This is a genomic window from Xylanimonas sp. McL0601, from assembly GCF_049852175.1.
Taxonomy (GTDB): Bacteria; Actinomycetota; Actinomycetes; order Actinomycetales; family Cellulomonadaceae; genus Xylanimonas.
Map to the genome: position 1 here is coordinate 3,710,013 of NZ_CP187527.1, position 15,907 is coordinate 3,725,919.

Genomic DNA, 15,907 nt, shown 5'->3' on the forward strand with positions numbered 1-15,907 from the left:
TCCGAGGCCTCTACCGCGCGCTCAGTCGGTCTGGTGGGTGAAGCGCTTCTCGATGTCGTCCAGCATGCGCAGGTCACCTCGGTACCAGAACCACACCCAGACGCCGCCGAGCAGCGGGACCAGGGCGGAGAGCAGCGTCCCGAGCCCACCCACGACGATCAGCAGAGAGACGACCGACACCGTGGCCGACGGCTTGCTGAAGATGTAGAACGTCGCGAGGCGTGCGACGTCGCGCGCGCGGAAGCTGAAGATCGACGCGATCGCGACGGCGTGCAGAGCCGCGATGGCCACGAGGAACCCGATGACCGCCAGCACGACGACGTAGGGCGCGCCGAGCCCCGCCGTCTGCGCGTTGGCCAGCACGTACGCGATGATCGCGAGCACGACGAGCGCAGGAACCCAGACGCGCAGCACGTCGGCCCAGTTGAGCCGGTAGCCCTTCCAGAACGACCGCGCCGGCGCGAGATCCTCGGCCCGCACGCGGTCCCGCGTGGCGAACAGCGCCGCCGACAGTGCCGGCCCGAGCGGCACGGCCGCGAGTGCCAGAACCGGCACGTTCGACGCCGACCGGTCGAGGAGAAGCAGCACCACCACGCTCGGGAACGCCGTCACGGCCAGCAGTGCGGTGACGACGACGAACCAGTAGACGCCGGCGGTCAGCCGCCCGAGGGGGCCTTGGGCGAAGTCTCCGGGGAGGCGGGGCGTGGGCTGCTCGGCGGTCATCTCACCCACCGTACGGGCCGCGGCCGACGATCCGGGAATCGTCGAGCCAGGCTGGCGTCTCGTCGACCACCGGGTCGATCTCGACGAGGGTGACCTCGTGGCGAGCCAGCGTCAGGGTGAGCTCGACGCGTCCGACGCCGTCGACGCCCGAGAGCACCGGGAGCGAGGCGTGCGAGCGGACGGGCTCGGCCGCCTCGTACAGCGCCTCGAGCTGGCGTGGCGTCGGGGATGCGGGGCGCCCCATCCGCTGCCAGGCGGTGAAGGCGTTGCCGTCCTCGTCGTTGACGACGGAACGGTGCACGTATGCGCTCGTGGGCGTGGCGCCGTCGGGCAGCGCGACCGGGAGCGACAGGCGCAGCTCGTGGTGCTCGGGCTCGACCGGGTCGTCGGTGCCGCCGACGGGCTGCCACGCGAGCACCGTGACGCGGCCGGCGGCGTCGCGGGTGACCAGGTGGTCGTCGCCGCGGGCCAGCACGTCGGTGCCCATGCGGGCCATGAACGCGTACAGGTGGAAGGTGGGCTTCTTGAGCTGGCGGTGCGTGAGCAGGCCGAACCCGCCGTGGAAGATCGAGACCGGGACACCCTGCTCCTCGAACATGTCCGAGAAGGTCCAGTAGGAGAAGGAGTCGACCAGGTCGCCCCCGCCGACCAGCGTCGGTGCGAGGTACGCGGCGTTGTACGCCGTGTCGTGCACCGGGTTGTCGGGGCGGTAGCTGGTGTTGAACTCGGTGACGTGCAGCGGCAGGCCCTCGAGCACGGTGCCGGCGAGGATCTTGCCCGGCTTGCCGAACTGCTCGAGCAGGCTCGAGGGGTGGTGCAGCGTCTGGTACACGCCGAACGGCACGTGCTGGGCCGGGCCGGTGGTGTAGGCGTGGAAGGACACGAAGTCGGCGGGCAGGTCGTTCGCGGCGACGAGCTCGGCGAACGGGACGAACCACTCGTCCGCGCCGGGCGAGACGGCGGGGCCGCCCACCTGGAAGCCGGGGTCGACCTCCTTCACCGCCCGTGACGTCTCGAGGTACAGCCGGAAGTACTCGGCCTGGTCCGCGTTCAGCCAGAACTCGGGCAGGTTCGGCTCGTTCCACACCTCGACCGGCCAGGTGAGCACCTCGTCGCGCCCGTAGCGGGCGATGAGGTGGCGCAGCGTGGCCTGGACCAGCGCGGTCCAGTCGGCGTAGTCGCGCGGCGGGGTGACGTTGCCCTTCCACCAGAACACCGTCTTGTCGCCCGAGGCGAGGGCCTCGGGCATGAAGCCCAGCTCGAGGAACGGCTTGATGCCCAGCTCGAGGTAGGCGTCGACGACCTGGTCGAGGTACGTCCACGAGTACCGCGTGCCGGCGTGGCCGCCGACGTCGTACTGGCGCAGCACGCCCATCCAGTCGTGGAAGATGCCGTGGCCCCGGATGTGCTGGAAGCCGATCTCGGCCTGCACCAGCTCGAGCGAGTCGAGGTAGTCCCGGCGCATCCCGAGGACGAGCTCACCCGTACCGACGCAGCGGCGCCAGGCGTCGCTCAGGACGGCGATCGGTGCGGACGGGACGGGGATCGTGCTCACGACGGGGACTCCAGGACGGGTGCGGAAGGGCCGGGGAGGGGCGGGAAACAGCCCCTTGGCGGCGCCGCCGCCCGCCAGCGCGGGGCTGACGGGCGGCGGCGACGGATCAAGCGAGAAGGCTCACTTGTTGGTGCGGGCGTACGCGGTGTTGTAGGTGTCGACCAGGGTCGAGCCACCAAGGCCCTCGATCTCGGCGACGTACGCGTCCCAGTCGCTGAGCTTGCGCTTGCCGGTGACGAACTCGGCCGTGGCCGTGTTCACGGCGTCCTTGATCTGGGTGTCGAGGAGCGAGGTCTGCTCCAGCTCAGCCTCGTTGAGGCCCGCCGACGGGTTGACCGGCAGCAGCTGCTTCTTGTCGAGGATCTTGTTGGTCCAGTCGACGACGTCCTGCTTCTGCACCGACTGCAGCAGCTCCTTGGTCGAGCCGTTGGCGAACATGAACACACCGTTGGAGTAGCCGAAGTCCGCGTTCAGCTTCTTCGAGTTCGCGGTGGCGTTCGGGTTGATGCCGTTCCAGTCGAGGTCGCCGATCAGCGCGCGCTTGCCGTCGGCGCCCTTCTCGAAGGTCTCGCCCTCGACGCCCCACTGGGCGAACTCGATGCCCTCATCGCTGTAGTACAGCCAGTCGATGTACTGGAGCAGCGCCTTGAAGTGCGGGTCCTCGGCCGCCTTCGCGCCGATCATGATGCCGGAGACGAGGCGCGAGCCGGAAAGGTAGTCGCCCGCCGGGCCGGCAGGCAGGGTGATGAGGTGCGTCTTGATCGTCTTGCCGGCGTCAGCAGCCTTCTGACGCAGGTCGAGGTCGATCGTCTGCGTGTTGGACGAGATCGAGGCCGACTCACCGTTGATGAACTTCTGGATCGCCTGGTCGTCGGTCTGCGTGATCTCCGGGTCGAGCGAGCCGTCGGAGACCATGCCCGAGATGAACGACACGAGCTGCTTGTAGCTGTCCGAGGTCGCGGTGAGCTCGAACTTCTTGGTGTCCGTGTTGAACGTCGCGGCCGAGTAGCCCCAGCCGGCCGCCGTCTTGAAGTTCGGCGACATCATCTGGAGCAGCGCGCCCAGCGGAGCCGGGTTCTGGTTCCAGCGCTCGGAGTACGAGTACTTGATCTCCGGGTTCGCCTCCTTGACCTTCTTCAGGTCAGCGGCGAACTCGTCCCACGTCGCGGGGTCCTCGGTGATGCCGGCCTTGGCCCACATGTCGTCGTTCACGGCGACCGAGTACTGGACGTCCGGGATCTCGCGGAGGCCCGGGAGCTGGTAGAACTTGCCGTCGGCCTGCTTGTGCGTGTCGATCTCGTCCTGGAGGCCCCAGTCCTTGACCTTCTGCTCGAAGTTCGGCATGTACTGGATGTAGTCGGAGACCGGGAGGATCGCGCCACCGGCGACGAACTGCGTCTCCTGGCCCGGGTACGTCACGGGGATCAGCTCGGGGGCGTCGCCACCGTTGATCGCCAGCGCCTTCTTGGCGTCCCAGTCGGCCAGCGGGATGTCGGTACGGGTGAACGAGACGTTGTGGTCGGCCTTCAGGTGCTTGAAGATCGACCAGTCCTCCTTCACCGGGTAGTTCGGGTGGTCGCGGTACATCAGGCTGAACTCGACAGGCTCGGTCGCCTTGAACACGTCGCCGGCCTTGAAGTCGGCCATGGCACCGACCGAGTGCGCGTCGTCGATGCTGACACCGTCAGCGGCGGCCGAGGCGTCGCCCGAGGTCGTGTCGTCGTTCCCGCCGGACGAGCAGGCGGTCAGGGCGAGGGCGAGCGTGGCGACCGTTGCCACCGCGGCCGAGCTCCTGCGGATGTTTCTCATATCTCTCCTTCGTTGGAACGTCGTTGTCCGACGTGGGCGACTTCGCCCGGGGGGGTTCTTCGCCCGTCAGCCCTTGACCGAGCCGAGCATGATGCCGGAGACGAAGTACTTCTGGATGAACGGGTAGACGCACATGATCGGCAGGACCGTGAGCAGCATCGTCACGGACTGGATGTTGGCGCCGATCTGGACCGCGTCGGTCTGGCTACCCGTGACCTCTTGAGCTCCCGACGCCGCCGCAATGAGATTGCGGAGGTACATCATGACGGGGAAGAGGTTCTTGTCGTCGAGATAGATGAATGCGCCGAACCACGAGTTCCACTGCGCGACGGCGTAGAAAAGGACCATCGTGGCGATCACGGGCTTGGACAGAGGCAGGACGATGCGCAGGAAGATCCCGTATATCGACATGCCGTCGAGCGCGGCCGCCTCTTCGAGCTCCGACGGGAAGTTCTCGAAGAAGGACTTCATCACCAGCAGGTTGAAGACGGACAGCGCACCCGGGAGCACGATCGCCCAGATGGTGTTCTTCATGTGCAGCCACTGGGTGACCAGGATGTAGTTCGGGATCAGACCGCCGCTGAAGAACATGGTGAACACCGCGATGCCGATGAAGCCCGAGCGCCCGCGGAGGCCGGGGCGGCTGATGGCGTACGCGAACGTCGTGGTGAGGATCATCGAGATGATCGTGCCGACCACCGTGTAGACGACCGTGTTCTTGTAGTCGTTCCAGAACGTCGGGTCGCTCATGACCGCGTCGAAGGTCGTGAGGTTGAATCCGCGCGGGACCACGTTGACCCGGCCGGCGGCGATCTCGCCCTCCGCCGAGAACGCCTTGGCGATGATGTTCAGGAACGGGTACAGCGTGACGACGCTGACGACCGTGAGGATCACGCCGTTGACGATCCGGAACGCCCTCGTTCCAGCAGTGTCCTTGACCTGCGTGAGGGAGTTGCGGACGCCGGAGATGTCCGGCGTCGCGTCGAGTTCGGTCACCACAGCGAGGCTCCCACCAGCTTGCGCGACGTGAAGTTCGCGGAGAGGACGAGGACGAGACCGATCAGCGACTCGAACAGGCCGATCGCCGTCGCGTAGGAGAACTGCCCGGTCTGGATGCCCACGCGGTACAGGTACGTGTTGATCACCTGGGCGGTCGAGTAGATCAGCGGGTTCTGCAGGAGCAGGACCTTCTCGAAGCCGACCGCCATGAAGTTGCCGATGTTGAGGATGAGCAGCACCACGATGGTCGGGCGGATGCCCGGGAGCGTGATGTGCCAGGTCTGCTTCAGGCGGTTGGCGCCGTCGATGCGGGCCGCCTCGTAGAGCTGCTCGTCGATCGTCGTGAGCGCGGCGAGGTACAGGATCGTGCCCCAGCCGACGGTCTGCCACGCCTCGGAGATGACGTAGGTGGCGCGGAAGTACTCGGGGTGCTGCATGATCGGGATCGGGTCGATGCCGAACACACCCAGGAGCTGGTTGATCGACCCGTCGACCGACGTCAGCTGGAGCACGATGCCGGCGACGATCACGATCGACAGGAAGTGCGGCAGGTAAGTGATCGTCTGGATCGTCCGCTTGAGCTTGCGCGAGCGCAGCTCGTTGAGCAGCAGCGCGAGGATGATCGGGAGCGGGAAGCCGATGACCAGCCACAGGCCGCCCAGGAGGACGGTGTTCCAGAACACCGTCCAGAACTGGGGGTTGTGGATGAACAGCTGGAAGTACTGGAAGCCGACCCACTCTTCGCCCACCGGGCTGCCGCCCGGGCGGTAGTGGCGGAACGCGATGATGTTGCCGAACATCGGCACGTACCGGAAGACGAGCAGGAAGAGGAGCGGCACCACCACGAAGGTGTAGGTCCGCCAGTCCCGCCGCAGGGCCTTGCCCCACGTGTTGTTGTGGCGGAGCTTCTGCTCCACCCGGTGGTCGATCGCCCAGCCGGCGGCGTCCGCGAGGCTCGACCCCGCGTCTGCCACTGGCCGCGCAAGGTCGACCACATCGCTCTGATGCGCCACTCTGCACTCCAGCCCCGGTCACGCCGACGTGACCGTGTCAATCGAAAGTTGCGAGGACCGTTCCGATCGCTTGCGGGGTGGACGATAAGCGGACGGTGGATTACGCGTCAACATGGGACAAGGTCCAGCGGATCACGGGGTGATAACGATTGCATCGACCCTCTCCCTGGCGGGTGCTGCCGAGACCCCGCGAGGCGGTGTAGCGTCAGCCTTCGAAACTTGCGAGCCCCTAGGAACGAACGATGACGTCATTCACCACGGAGCATGGACCGGACCGCGGCACGCCGACGATCGCGCAGATTGCGCAGGAGCTCGGCGTCTCCGTCCCCACCGTGTCCAAGGTGCTCAACGGTCGCGCCGACGTCGCCGCCTCGACGCGTGAGCGGGTCGAGGCCGCGCTCGAGCGTCACCATTACCAGCGCCGCAAGGCCGCCCGGCCCGCGGAAGGCACCGGTCTGATCGACCTCGTCTTCCACCGGCTCGGCTCGTCGTGGTCGATGGAGATCATCCGCGGTGTCGAGGACGCCGCCGCCGAGAACCACGTGAGCGTCATCCTGTCCGAGCTCGGCGGCGTGCACCGCCCGCCCCGCGCCTGGCTCGACGCGACCCTACTGCGGCCGCCGCTCGGCGTGCTCATGGTCGCGTCCCGCCTCTCACCGGCCCAGCAGCGCCTGCTCGCGCGGCGCTCGATCCCCGTCGTCGTCATCGACACCGACGGCGAGCCGCCGGCCGACGTGCCGACCGTCGGCTCCGACAACTGGAACGGCGGCCTCACGGCCACGCGCCACCTGCTCGGCCTGGGCCACCGTCGCATCGCCGCGGTCTCGGGTCCGGCCGACATGCTGTGCTCGCGCGCTCGCCTCGACGGCTTCCGCAGCGCGCACGCCGAGGCCGGCGTCGCCGTGGACGACGCCCTCATCCTCCCCGGCAACTTCTACGTCGAGACGGGCTATAGCGCGGGCCACGAGCTGCTCACGCTCCGCGACCGGCCGACCGCGATCTTCGCCGGCTCGGACATGGCCGCGCTCGGCGTGCTCCGCGCCGCCCACGAGCTGGGCCTCAGCGTGCCGCGGGACGTCTCCGTGGTGGGGTACGACGACCTCTCGATGGCCGCCTGGGCCACCCCCGCCCTGACCACGGTGCGTCAGCCGCTCGCCGAGATGGGCGGGCTGGCCACGAGCATGCTCATGGACCTCGTCGAGGGCCGCCATCCCCAGACCCGGCGGATCAACCTCGCGACGGAGCTCGTGGTCCGGGAGTCGACTGCGCCTCCTGGGTAAAAGGTCGGTGTGGTTCGCGCCAAAACAGCAGACGGGACCGGTCAGCGAACAACTACGTCCCGTACCTTGAGCGGCATGAGCAACCGCACCTACCCCCGCATCGGCGCCGCCGTTCTCGCGGGCCTCGTCGCGGTCGTACCCGTTGTCGGGGCGGTCGCGGTGGCCCAGCCGGCAGCGGCGAGTCAGTCATCCGTCGTCTTCGAGCACGGCACCGAGGTCGAGCCCATCGTGGCCGACGGCCCCGTCTCGCCGGACATCCAGCCCCTCCCGGCGGACATCACCCCCGTCAAGACCCCCATCAAGGCGGACATCTCGGAGGAGATCGAGCCCATCTCCGAGGAGATCACGCCCATCAAGGCCGAGGTCGGCACGGGCTTCCCGTGGTTCTTCGCCGGCTACATGGTGGTCACGGCCGCGATCACCGGTGGTGCGGTGCTGTTCATCCGCCGCCGCGGGCTGCTCCAGCGCTGACCCACGACGACGCACGAGGGTCCCCGCTGGCACGGCCACCGGGGACCCTTTGTACTTGCCCTATGGCACACACCGTCGACTTCACCGACGTCTCGACCGTGGGACGTGCCGAAGGAGCTCAGCGCAGGTTCAAGTTCGCCCGCCAGCGCTCCAAGCTCGCGGGCGAGATCCGCGGGTCGTTCTTCGTCATCAACGGCAGCTACGCGTAGATCGTCGGGGGCCGCTCACGCCAGGATGGTGCCCATGACCTCCCGGAACCCGAAGTCCGTCCTGTTCATCGGCGGCAGCGGCATCATCAGCCACGCCAGCGTCGCCCGCGCCGTCGCGCAGGGGCACCGCGTCACGCTCCTCAACCGCGGCCTGTCGTCGCAGCGCCCCCTGCCCGACGACGTCGAGACGCTCGTCGCCGACGCCGGTGACCACGACGCCGTGGACGCCGCGCTGGCCGGCCGGGAGTTCGACGTCGTCGCGCAGTTCCGGGCGTTCACGCCCGACCACGTGGCCCGCGACGTCGCGCGTTTCACAGGCCGCACCGGGCAGTACGTGTTCATCTCGAGCGCCTCGGCGTACCAGAAGCCGCCGTCCCGCGTGCCGGTCACGGAGTCGACGCCGCTGGTCAACCCGTTCTGGAAGTACTCGCGCGACAAGATCGCGTGCGAGGACGTGCTGGTGCACGAGCTGCGGGACAACGGGTTCCCGTCCACGATCGTGCGTCCGTCGCACACCTACGACCGCACCCTGATCCCCACCACCGGCGGCTGGACCGACGTGGCCCGGATGCGCGCGGGCAAGCCCGTCGTCGTGCACGGGGACGGCACCACGCAGTGGACGCTGACGCACAGCGAGGACTTCGCCGTCGGGTTCGTCGGGCTGCTCGGCAACCCGCTCGCCGTCGGCGACACGTTCCAGATCACGGGCACGCACGCGCCCACGTGGAACCAGATCTACACGTGGCTGGCCACGGCCGCCGGAGTGCGCGACCCCGAGCTGGTGCACGTCGCGAGCGAGACGATCGCGCGCGTCCTGCCCGACGACGCCGACGGGCTGCTCGGCGACAAGGCGCACTCGATGGTCTTCGACTGCGCCAAGCTCCAGGCCCTGGTCCCCGAGTTCGGTACCACGATCACCTACGACGAGGCCGCGTACGAGCAGATCGCCTGGTACGACGCGCACCCGGAGGCGCAGAAGATCGACCTCGCCCAGGACGCGGGCTTCGACAAGCTCGTGGAGCACGCGCGCTCACTCTGATCCCACGTGCTGAGCCCACGTGTCAGGCCCACGGCGCGCCCGGGTGCACCCTGGGCCTGACAACGCGCCTAGGGTGCACGCGTGACTCCCCTCGTCCTGCTCGACCTCGACGGCACCCTCATGGACTCCGCGCCCGGCATCACCGCGTCCGTCGCGCACGCCTACCGCGCGCTCGGTCTGCCGGTGCCCGACGCCGCGGCGCTGCGCTCGTTCGTCGGCCCGCCCATCACCGAGTCCTTCCCCGCGCACGGCGTGCCGGCCGGCCGTCTCGGCGAGGCGATCGACGCCTACCGCGAGGCGTTCAGCGCGGGAGGCATGTGGGACAACGCGGTGTTCGACGGGATCCCGGCGCAGCTCGCGCGCCTGCGGGAGGCCGGGTGCACGCTCGTCGTCGCGACGTCGAAGCCCGAGGTCTTCGCCGTGCCGATCGCCGAACGCTTCGGCCTGACCCCGCTGGTCGACGGCATCTTCGGCGCCCCGCTCGACGAGCAGGCCACCAAGGCCGACGTCATCGCCAAGGCCCTGGCCGCCCTCGGCCGCACCGCCGCCGAAGGCCCCGCGCTCATGGTCGGCGACCGGGAGCACGACGTCGAGGGCGCGCGCGAGCACGGCATCGACTGCCTGGGCGTGACGTGGGGCTACGCGGCCCCGGGCGAGCTGGTCACGGCGGGGGCGGTCGCCGTCGTCGACAAGGTCGAGAAGCTCGCCGAGACGGTGCTCGCCCTCCTCTAGCTCCCTTCGACGGTGCAGCGGTCGCGGCGGCCCCAGGCTCCGCCGCTGGACCCGACGGGGCGGGCTCAGCGGTAGCGGTACAGCTTGACCCGCTGGACCGTGAAGCGGCCCGGCTCCAGGCGGACGTGCCGGCCCTGGTGGGTCTGGTCGCCGTTGAGCCAGCGCAGGCGCTGCCACTCGCCGTCCGCCGCGTAGCGGCCTTCCTCGCAGGCGAGGATGCCGACGACGTCGCCGCCCGGCTCCACCGCGTGGAAGGTCAGCGTCACGCCGATCCCACCGACCACGAGCTCGTCCGGGCCGGTGCGGATCACGATCGCCGCCGCGGGCAGCTGCGTGGTCCCGGCCGCCTGGCCCGACTCGTTGATGACGCCGTCGGCGAGCGCCGGCGCCGGGACGCGCTCGTAGGTCGCCTCGAGCACCACGTCGTCGAGCCGCACGCGGTGGGGCGTGCGCATGTCGTCGGCGGGTGGCAGGAACCCCGTCATGGAGCCGTCGCCCGCGTGCGCCGCGATGAGCGGCGTGAGCTGCCCGACGACGTCGTAGCACGCGGTGAGCATCGCCGCCTCGTGCCCGCCGACCGACTCGATGCCGAACGGCGAGAACCCGAGCGCCCCGTGCTTGCCGTACGCGTACAGGGCGTTGGCGGCGGCGTCGACGCTGCGCAGCGCCTCGGGGACGAACAGCGGGTTGCCCGACTCGACGTACGCGTCGGCCCAGTGGGCGAAGTTCGGGAAGTAGATGTCGGGGGCGATGAAGTCGAGAGCGGGGGCGCCGGCACGCCAGATGTCGGCGAGGTGCGGCAGCGGCCCGGCGCTCGGGTACTGCCCCGGCTGGGCGCCCGCCCGGATGAGCGCCGCGTTGGTGAACATCGGCAGGTCGAGCTCGGCCTTGCCGGCGGCGGTGACGACGTCGACGTACTGCGCGAACGCCCACGCCTGGAAGATCTCCTCGGTCGCGGCGGAGTCGCCGAACACCTCTGTCCAGGTGCCCTCGGTGCGCTCACCCGCGGCCGTCCACCGCGCGAGCAGGTCCGCGCCCAGCGTCGCGCGGTGCACGGCGAGGTGCTTGAGCAGCTCGACAGGCACCTGCGCCGCGAACGCCGCCTCGGCCTCGGGCGTGTGGTCCCGCGCCTCCGGGATCATGCCGATCTCGTTCTCGACCTGCACCATCACCACGGTGTGCTCGCCGTCGGCCGCACGAAGGTGCGCCATGAGCGCGGCGAAGGCCCGCGCGTCGGCGTCGCGGTTGGCGTCGCTGAACGGCGTGAGGATCTCCAGCGCCTGCCCGCGCGAGCCGCGCACCCGCGGGAAGCGGGCCACGTCCGCCTTGACCCAGCCGGGCGCGTAGCAGGACATGGAGTTCTTCCAGCTGCCGAACCACAGCAGCACCAGCCGCATGCCGTGCGCGCGGGCGTCCTCGAGCAGCTCGTCGACGGTGGTCCAGTCGAAGGAACCCTCGGCAGGCTCGACGACGTCCCAGTACACCGGCGCGACGACGGCGTTGAGCCCCATCGCCTGCAGCCTCGGCCAGTACGGCTCCAGGTAGGCCCGCTCGGCGCTCGAGTTGCCGAGCTCGCCGCCGCGGATCACGAACGGCTCGTCGTCGACCATCAGAAGGGTTGCGTTGCCGGAGCGTTCCAGGCGGGGAAGGGACGTCGTAGTCACGGGACGGGATCCTACGACGAAGGCCCTGGCCCTCCGTGCGGAGGGCCAGGGCCTTCAGGCGGTGGTCTCGGCCACCGGTGGCGTCACTCGGCCGAGGCGTGCAGCTCCCCGGACGGCGGCAGGTCGGTGCTGCCCGAGCGTGCGACGTCGGTGCCCGACTTCACGCCGACCGTCACCGGCTCCTTGCCGGCCGGCTTGGGCTCGCCGCGGAACGTGAACTCGCCGAGGATGCCCTCGCCCAGCCCGTCGACGACGATGAGGTCGCCCGGCTTGAGCTCGCCGAACAGGATCTTCTCGGACAGCGTGTCCTCGATCTCCCGCTGGATCGCCCTCTTGAGCGGGCGGGCGCCGAGCACCGGGTCGTAGCCCTTCTCCGCGAGCAGGTTCTTGGCACCGACGGTGAGCTCGATGGCCATGTCCTTGTCGCGCAGGCGCTTGTCCAGCTTGGCGATCTCGAGGTCGACGATCTCGACGATCTCCGTCTGGGTGAGCTGCGGGAACACCACCACGTCGTCGACGCGGTTGAGGAACTCGGGCCGGAAGTGCTGCTTGAGCTCCTCGTTGACCTTGGCCTTCATGCGCTCGTACGACGTCACCAGGTCGCCGCCGGCCTGGAAGCCGGTCTGGAGGCCCTTGGCGATGTCCCGCGTGCCGAGGTTGGTGGTCATGATGATGACTGTGTTCTTGAAGTCGACCACACGACCCTGCGAGTCGGTGAGGCGGCCGTCCTCGAGCACCTGCAGGAGCGAGTTGAAGATGTCCGCGTGGGCCTTCTCCACCTCGTCGAACAGGACGACGGAGAACGGCTTGCGGCGCACCTTCTCGGTGAGCTGGCCACCCTCGTCGTACCCGACGTACCCGGGCGGGGAGCCGAAGAGGCGCGAGACGGTGTGCTTCTCGCTGTACTCCGACATGTCGAGCTGGATGAGCGCGTCCTCGTCACCGAAGAGGAACTCGGCGAGCGCCTTGGCCAGCTCCGTCTTCCCGACGCCCGTGGGGCCGGCGAAGATGAACGAGCCACCGGGCCGCTTCGGGTCCTTGAGTCCGGCGCGCGTGCGGCGGATCGCCTGGGACAGCGCCTTGATGGCGGCGTCCTGGCCGATGACGCGCTTGTGCAGCTCGTCCTCCATGCGCAGCAGGCGGCCCGACTCCTCCTCGGTGAGCTTGACCACCGGGATGCCCGTGGACATCGCGAGCACCTCGGCGACGAGCTCCTCGTCGACCGTCGCGACCGTGTCGAGGTCGCCCGACCGCCACGCCCGCTCCATGTCGGCGCGCTTGGCGGTGAGCTGCTTCTCCTTGTCGCGCAGGCCGGCTGCCTTCTCGAAGTCCTGCTCGTCGATCGCCGACTCCTTCTCCCGGCGCGCCTCGGCGATCTGCTCGTCGAGGACCTTGAGCTCGGGCGGAGCCGTCATGCGGCGGATGCGCAGGCGCGCGCCCGCCTCGTCGATGAGGTCGATCGCCTTGTCCGGCAGGAACCGGTCGTTGATGTACCGGTCGGCCAGCGTGGCGGCCGTGACCAGCGCGGCGTCCGTGATGGACACGCGGTGGTGGGCCTCGTAGCGGTCGCGCAGACCCTTGAGGATCTCGATGGCGTGCTGCAGCGACGGCTCGGCGACCTGGATGGGCTGGAAGCGGCGCTCCAGGGCCGGGTCCTTCTCGACGTACTTGCGGTACTCGTCGAGCGTCGTCGCACCGATGGTCTGCAGCTCACCGCGGGCGAGCATCGGCTTGAGGATCGACGCGGCGTCGATCGCGCCCTCGGCCGCACCCGCACCCACGAGGGTGTGGATCTCGTCGATGAACAGGATGATGTCGCCGCGCGTGCGGATCTCCTTGAGCACCTTCTTGAGGCGCTCCTCGAAGTCACCGCGGTACCGCGAGCCGGCCACCAGGGCACCCAGGTCCAGCGTGTAGAGCTGCTTGTCCTTGAGTGTCTCGGGCACGTCGCCGCGCACGATGTCCTGGGCCAGGCCCTCGACGACGGCCGTCTTGCCGACGCCGGGCTCACCGATCAGGACTGGGTTGTTCTTGGTGCGGCGGGACAGCACCTGCATGACCCGCTCGATCTCCTTGGCGCGGCCGATCACGGGGTCGAGCTTGCCCTCGCGCGCGGCCTGCGTCAGGTTGCGGCCGAACTGGTCGAGCACGGCCGAGCCCGAGGGCTGACCCTCCGCAGGACCGCCGGCGGCGACGGGCTCCTTGCCCTGGTAGCCGCTCAGCAGCTGGATGACCTGCTGGCGCACCTTGTTGAGGTCGGCGCCCATCTTGGTGAGCACCTGGGCGGCGACGCCCTCACCCTCGCGGATGAGGCCGAGCAGGATGTGCTCGGTGCCGATGTAGTTGTGGCCCAGCTGCAGCGCCTCGCGGAGCGACAGCTCCAGCACCTTCTTGGCGCGCGGCGTGAACGGGATGTGCCCGCTCGGGGCCTGCTGGCCCTCACCGATGATCTCCGTCACCTGGGTACGGACGCCGTCGAGCGAGATGCCCAGCGACTCCAGCGCCTTGGCGGCGACGCCCTCACCCTCGTGGATGAGGCCGAGCAGGATGTGCTCGGTGCCGATGTAGTTGTGGTTGAGCATCCGCGCCTCTTCTTGGGCGAGGACGACTACCCGACGGGCACGGTCGGTAAAACGTTCGAACATGGGCTGCTCCTCACGCGGGCCTGCAGTCGACTCTATGCGCTGACAACGAGCCGCTCCCTCGAGTTCTGCCCATGTTCGCCGCAGGCGTGACGGCGTGCCCGATGGACAGTCCCTTCTCTGGCGTTGCACGCTCACCCCAAGGTGTGGGGCGCGTCGGTCGACTCCGCAGGCACGAGCCGAGGGGGAACCATGGAAAGGTCGTGGGAGCAGCTCGTCGCACGCTTCGCGCGCCTCCCGGGCGTGGTCGCCGAGGTCGACGACCCGCTGACCTGGGGGCTCGACCTCGAGGAGGAGACGGTCACGGGCGACGAGCGCCCCGACGACCCGACCTCGCAGCGCTTCCTGCGCGCCTACCGCGCGTTCGACGGGGAGGCGCTCGAGGTCGAGACGCTGCACGTCCCGTGCCCTGAGGAGATGGTCGACGACGTCGTGCGCGCCGCGGCCTCGGGCGCGCTGGCCGCCCCGCTCCACGCGGACCTGAGGTCGCCGGACTTCGCCGAGGAGTTCGACGACTACCGCAGCGCGATGCGCGCCATCGTCGAAGCGGTCGACGAGGTGCCGCTCGAGCACGGCACGTTCGCCGTCGGCGGCATCAATGTGCCGTGCACGCGGGTGCGGGTGCGCGGGGTCGCCGCGGTGTACGCGGCGGCGGCCGACCGGGCCGTCGTCGTCGCCGGGCCGGAGGACCTCGTCGAGCGCGTCGACGTCGTCATGCGGCCCGTACGCAGCCTGCTCCAGCAGGCAGACGACGCCTGAGAGCGGACTCTGCGCGACGTCCCGTCGCACACCCCTGCTCACGCGCGCGCCGCGCCCCTATGCTGCCCCGCAAGGGCGCGCCCATCCGGGCGGCGGCCGACGACAGGAGGGCCTGGCGATGCACGGTGTCGTGGTCGGTGTGAGCGGTTCGGCCGAGGCTGACGCCGCCCTCGACTGGGCCCTGGCCGAGGCGGCGTCGCGCAACGTGCCGCTGACGGCCCTGCTGGCGTGGACCGGGCCGCGGGGCGTCCAACCGCACGAGTACCAGGACCTCCTGGAGCGGCGGCGGGAGGACCTGCTCGCGCTGCTCGACGCGGCTGTGCGCCGCACCGGGCTCGACGTCGAGGTGACGGCACAGCTCGCCGAGGGCGACCCCACCGAGGCGCTGCTGGCGGCCGCCCAGGACGTCGACATGCTGGTGCTCGGTCGCCGGCGGCGCGGCCGGCTGGGCCGGCTGATGCTCGGGTCGGTCTCCTCCGAGCTGGTCGAACGTGCCGAGGTCTCCGTGACGGTGGTCCGGCTCGACGAGAACGGCTCCGGCGGCGAACCTGACGAGGACGAGAACGTGGACGAGGACGGCGTCGAGGCCGCGCCGCGCGTCGTCGTCGGCGTGGACACGTCCGGCTCCTCCGTGCTCGCGCTGCAGCACGCCGCCGAGGTCGCCGCGCGCACCGGCGCGGTGCTGGACGCGGTGTTCGCCTGGCAGATCACGACGCTGGCGCCGCTGCCCGGATCGTGGGGCTGGGCTCCCCCGCTCGACGAGTACGAGGGCTTCGCCACCGACCGCCTCGACGAGGCGATCGAGGCCGCCGGGATCGAGCTGCCACCCGAGCAGCTCGCGCGCAGCGTCGTCCACAAGGCCCCCGCGGCCGCGCTGCTCGAGGCGTCGACCGCGGCCGAGCGCGTCGTCGTCGGCGCGCGCGGCCTGGGCGGGTTCGACCGCCTGCTGCTCGGCTCCGTGAGCCGGCAGGTGCTCGAGTACGCGTCCTGCCCGGTCACCGTGGTGCGCTGA

General features: G+C 69.8%; 13 protein-coding genes and 1 pseudogene. 7 read left to right on the forward strand and 7 right to left on the reverse strand.

The features are described 5' to 3' along the window. Positions 1 to 21: 21 nt before the first annotated feature. The 5 genes from ACO4JP_RS17150 to ACO4JP_RS17170 form a co-directional block, all read right to left on the reverse strand. Positions 22 to 723 carry a DUF624 domain-containing protein gene (locus ACO4JP_RS17150; protein ID WP_425955178.1) on the reverse strand — a complete coding sequence of 234 codons (702 nt, stop codon included), beginning with the start codon at positions 721 to 723 and terminating at the stop codon, positions 22 to 24. Between the two features lies 1 nt (position 724). Beyond that, positions 725 to 2,278, reverse strand: a complete 1,554-nt coding sequence (locus ACO4JP_RS17155) for a GH39 family glycosyl hydrolase (protein ID WP_425955179.1) — start codon at positions 2,276 to 2,278, stop codon at positions 725 to 727. Between the two features lie 120 nt (positions 2,279 to 2,398). Further along, entirely contained in the window at positions 2,399 to 4,087 is a 1,689-nt protein-coding gene (locus ACO4JP_RS17160) for an extracellular solute-binding protein (protein WP_425955180.1), read from the reverse strand. Between the two features lie 66 nt (positions 4,088 to 4,153). Then, the gene (locus tag ACO4JP_RS17165) at positions 4,154 to 5,083 is read right to left on the reverse strand and encodes a carbohydrate ABC transporter permease (RefSeq protein WP_425955181.1); all 930 of its coding nucleotides are present in this window, start codon (positions 5,081 to 5,083) and stop codon (positions 4,154 to 4,156) included. Further along, positions 5,080 to 6,099, reverse strand: coding sequence for an ABC transporter permease (locus tag ACO4JP_RS17170; protein ID WP_425955182.1), 1,020 nt, complete (start codon positions 6,097 to 6,099; stop codon positions 5,080 to 5,082). Before ACO4JP_RS17170 ends, ACO4JP_RS17165 begins: the two co-directional genes overlap by 4 nt. A gap of 242 nt (positions 6,100 to 6,341) precedes the next feature. Between ACO4JP_RS17170 and ACO4JP_RS17175 the strand changes: the two genes are divergently transcribed. The 5 genes and pseudogenes from ACO4JP_RS17175 (at position 6,342) to ACO4JP_RS17195 (ending at position 9,830) form a co-directional block, all read left to right on the forward strand. Then, entirely contained in the window at positions 6,342 to 7,379 is a 1,038-nt protein-coding gene (locus ACO4JP_RS17175) for a LacI family DNA-binding transcriptional regulator (RefSeq protein WP_425955183.1), read from the forward strand. A 75-nt stretch (positions 7,380 to 7,454) separates the two neighbouring features. Then, positions 7,455 to 7,850, forward strand: coding sequence for a hypothetical protein (locus tag ACO4JP_RS17180; RefSeq protein ID WP_425955184.1), 396 nt, complete (start codon positions 7,455 to 7,457; stop codon positions 7,848 to 7,850). Between the two features lie 102 nt (positions 7,851 to 7,952). Further along, positions 7,953 to 8,059, forward strand: a pseudogene (locus ACO4JP_RS17185) (phage tail protein); the annotation flags it as partial. Positions 8,060 to 8,093: 34 nt separating this feature from the next. Beyond that, positions 8,094 to 9,098 carry an SDR family oxidoreductase gene (locus tag ACO4JP_RS17190; RefSeq protein ID WP_425955185.1) on the forward strand — a complete coding sequence of 335 codons (1,005 nt, stop codon included), beginning with the start codon at positions 8,094 to 8,096 and terminating at the stop codon, positions 9,096 to 9,098. Between the two features lie 81 nt (positions 9,099 to 9,179). Continuing rightward, positions 9,180 to 9,830: an HAD hydrolase-like protein gene (locus ACO4JP_RS17195; protein WP_425955186.1), complete on the forward strand. Its 651-nt coding sequence runs from the start codon at positions 9,180 to 9,182 to the stop codon at positions 9,828 to 9,830. A gap of 65 nt (positions 9,831 to 9,895) precedes the next feature. Here the strand turns inward: ACO4JP_RS17195 and ACO4JP_RS17200 are convergent, their stop codons facing one another. After that, a complete protein-coding gene (locus ACO4JP_RS17200; RefSeq protein WP_425955187.1) occupies positions 9,896 to 11,494 on the reverse strand; it encodes a DUF5597 domain-containing protein in 1,599 nt (532 codons plus the stop codon). 83 nt (positions 11,495 to 11,577) lie between these two features. Beyond that, entirely contained in the window at positions 11,578 to 14,139 is a 2,562-nt protein-coding gene (locus ACO4JP_RS17205; RefSeq protein WP_425955188.1) for an ATP-dependent Clp protease ATP-binding subunit, read from the reverse strand. A gap of 189 nt (positions 14,140 to 14,328) precedes the next feature. Between ACO4JP_RS17205 and ACO4JP_RS17210 the strand changes: the two genes are divergently transcribed. Further along, the gene (locus ACO4JP_RS17210; protein WP_425955189.1) at positions 14,329 to 14,895 is read left to right on the forward strand and encodes a hypothetical protein; all 567 of its coding nucleotides are present in this window, start codon (positions 14,329 to 14,331) and stop codon (positions 14,893 to 14,895) included. 118 nt (positions 14,896 to 15,013) lie between these two features. Further along, positions 15,014 to 15,907, forward strand: a complete 894-nt coding sequence (locus ACO4JP_RS17215; protein WP_425955190.1) for a universal stress protein — start codon at positions 15,014 to 15,016, stop codon at positions 15,905 to 15,907.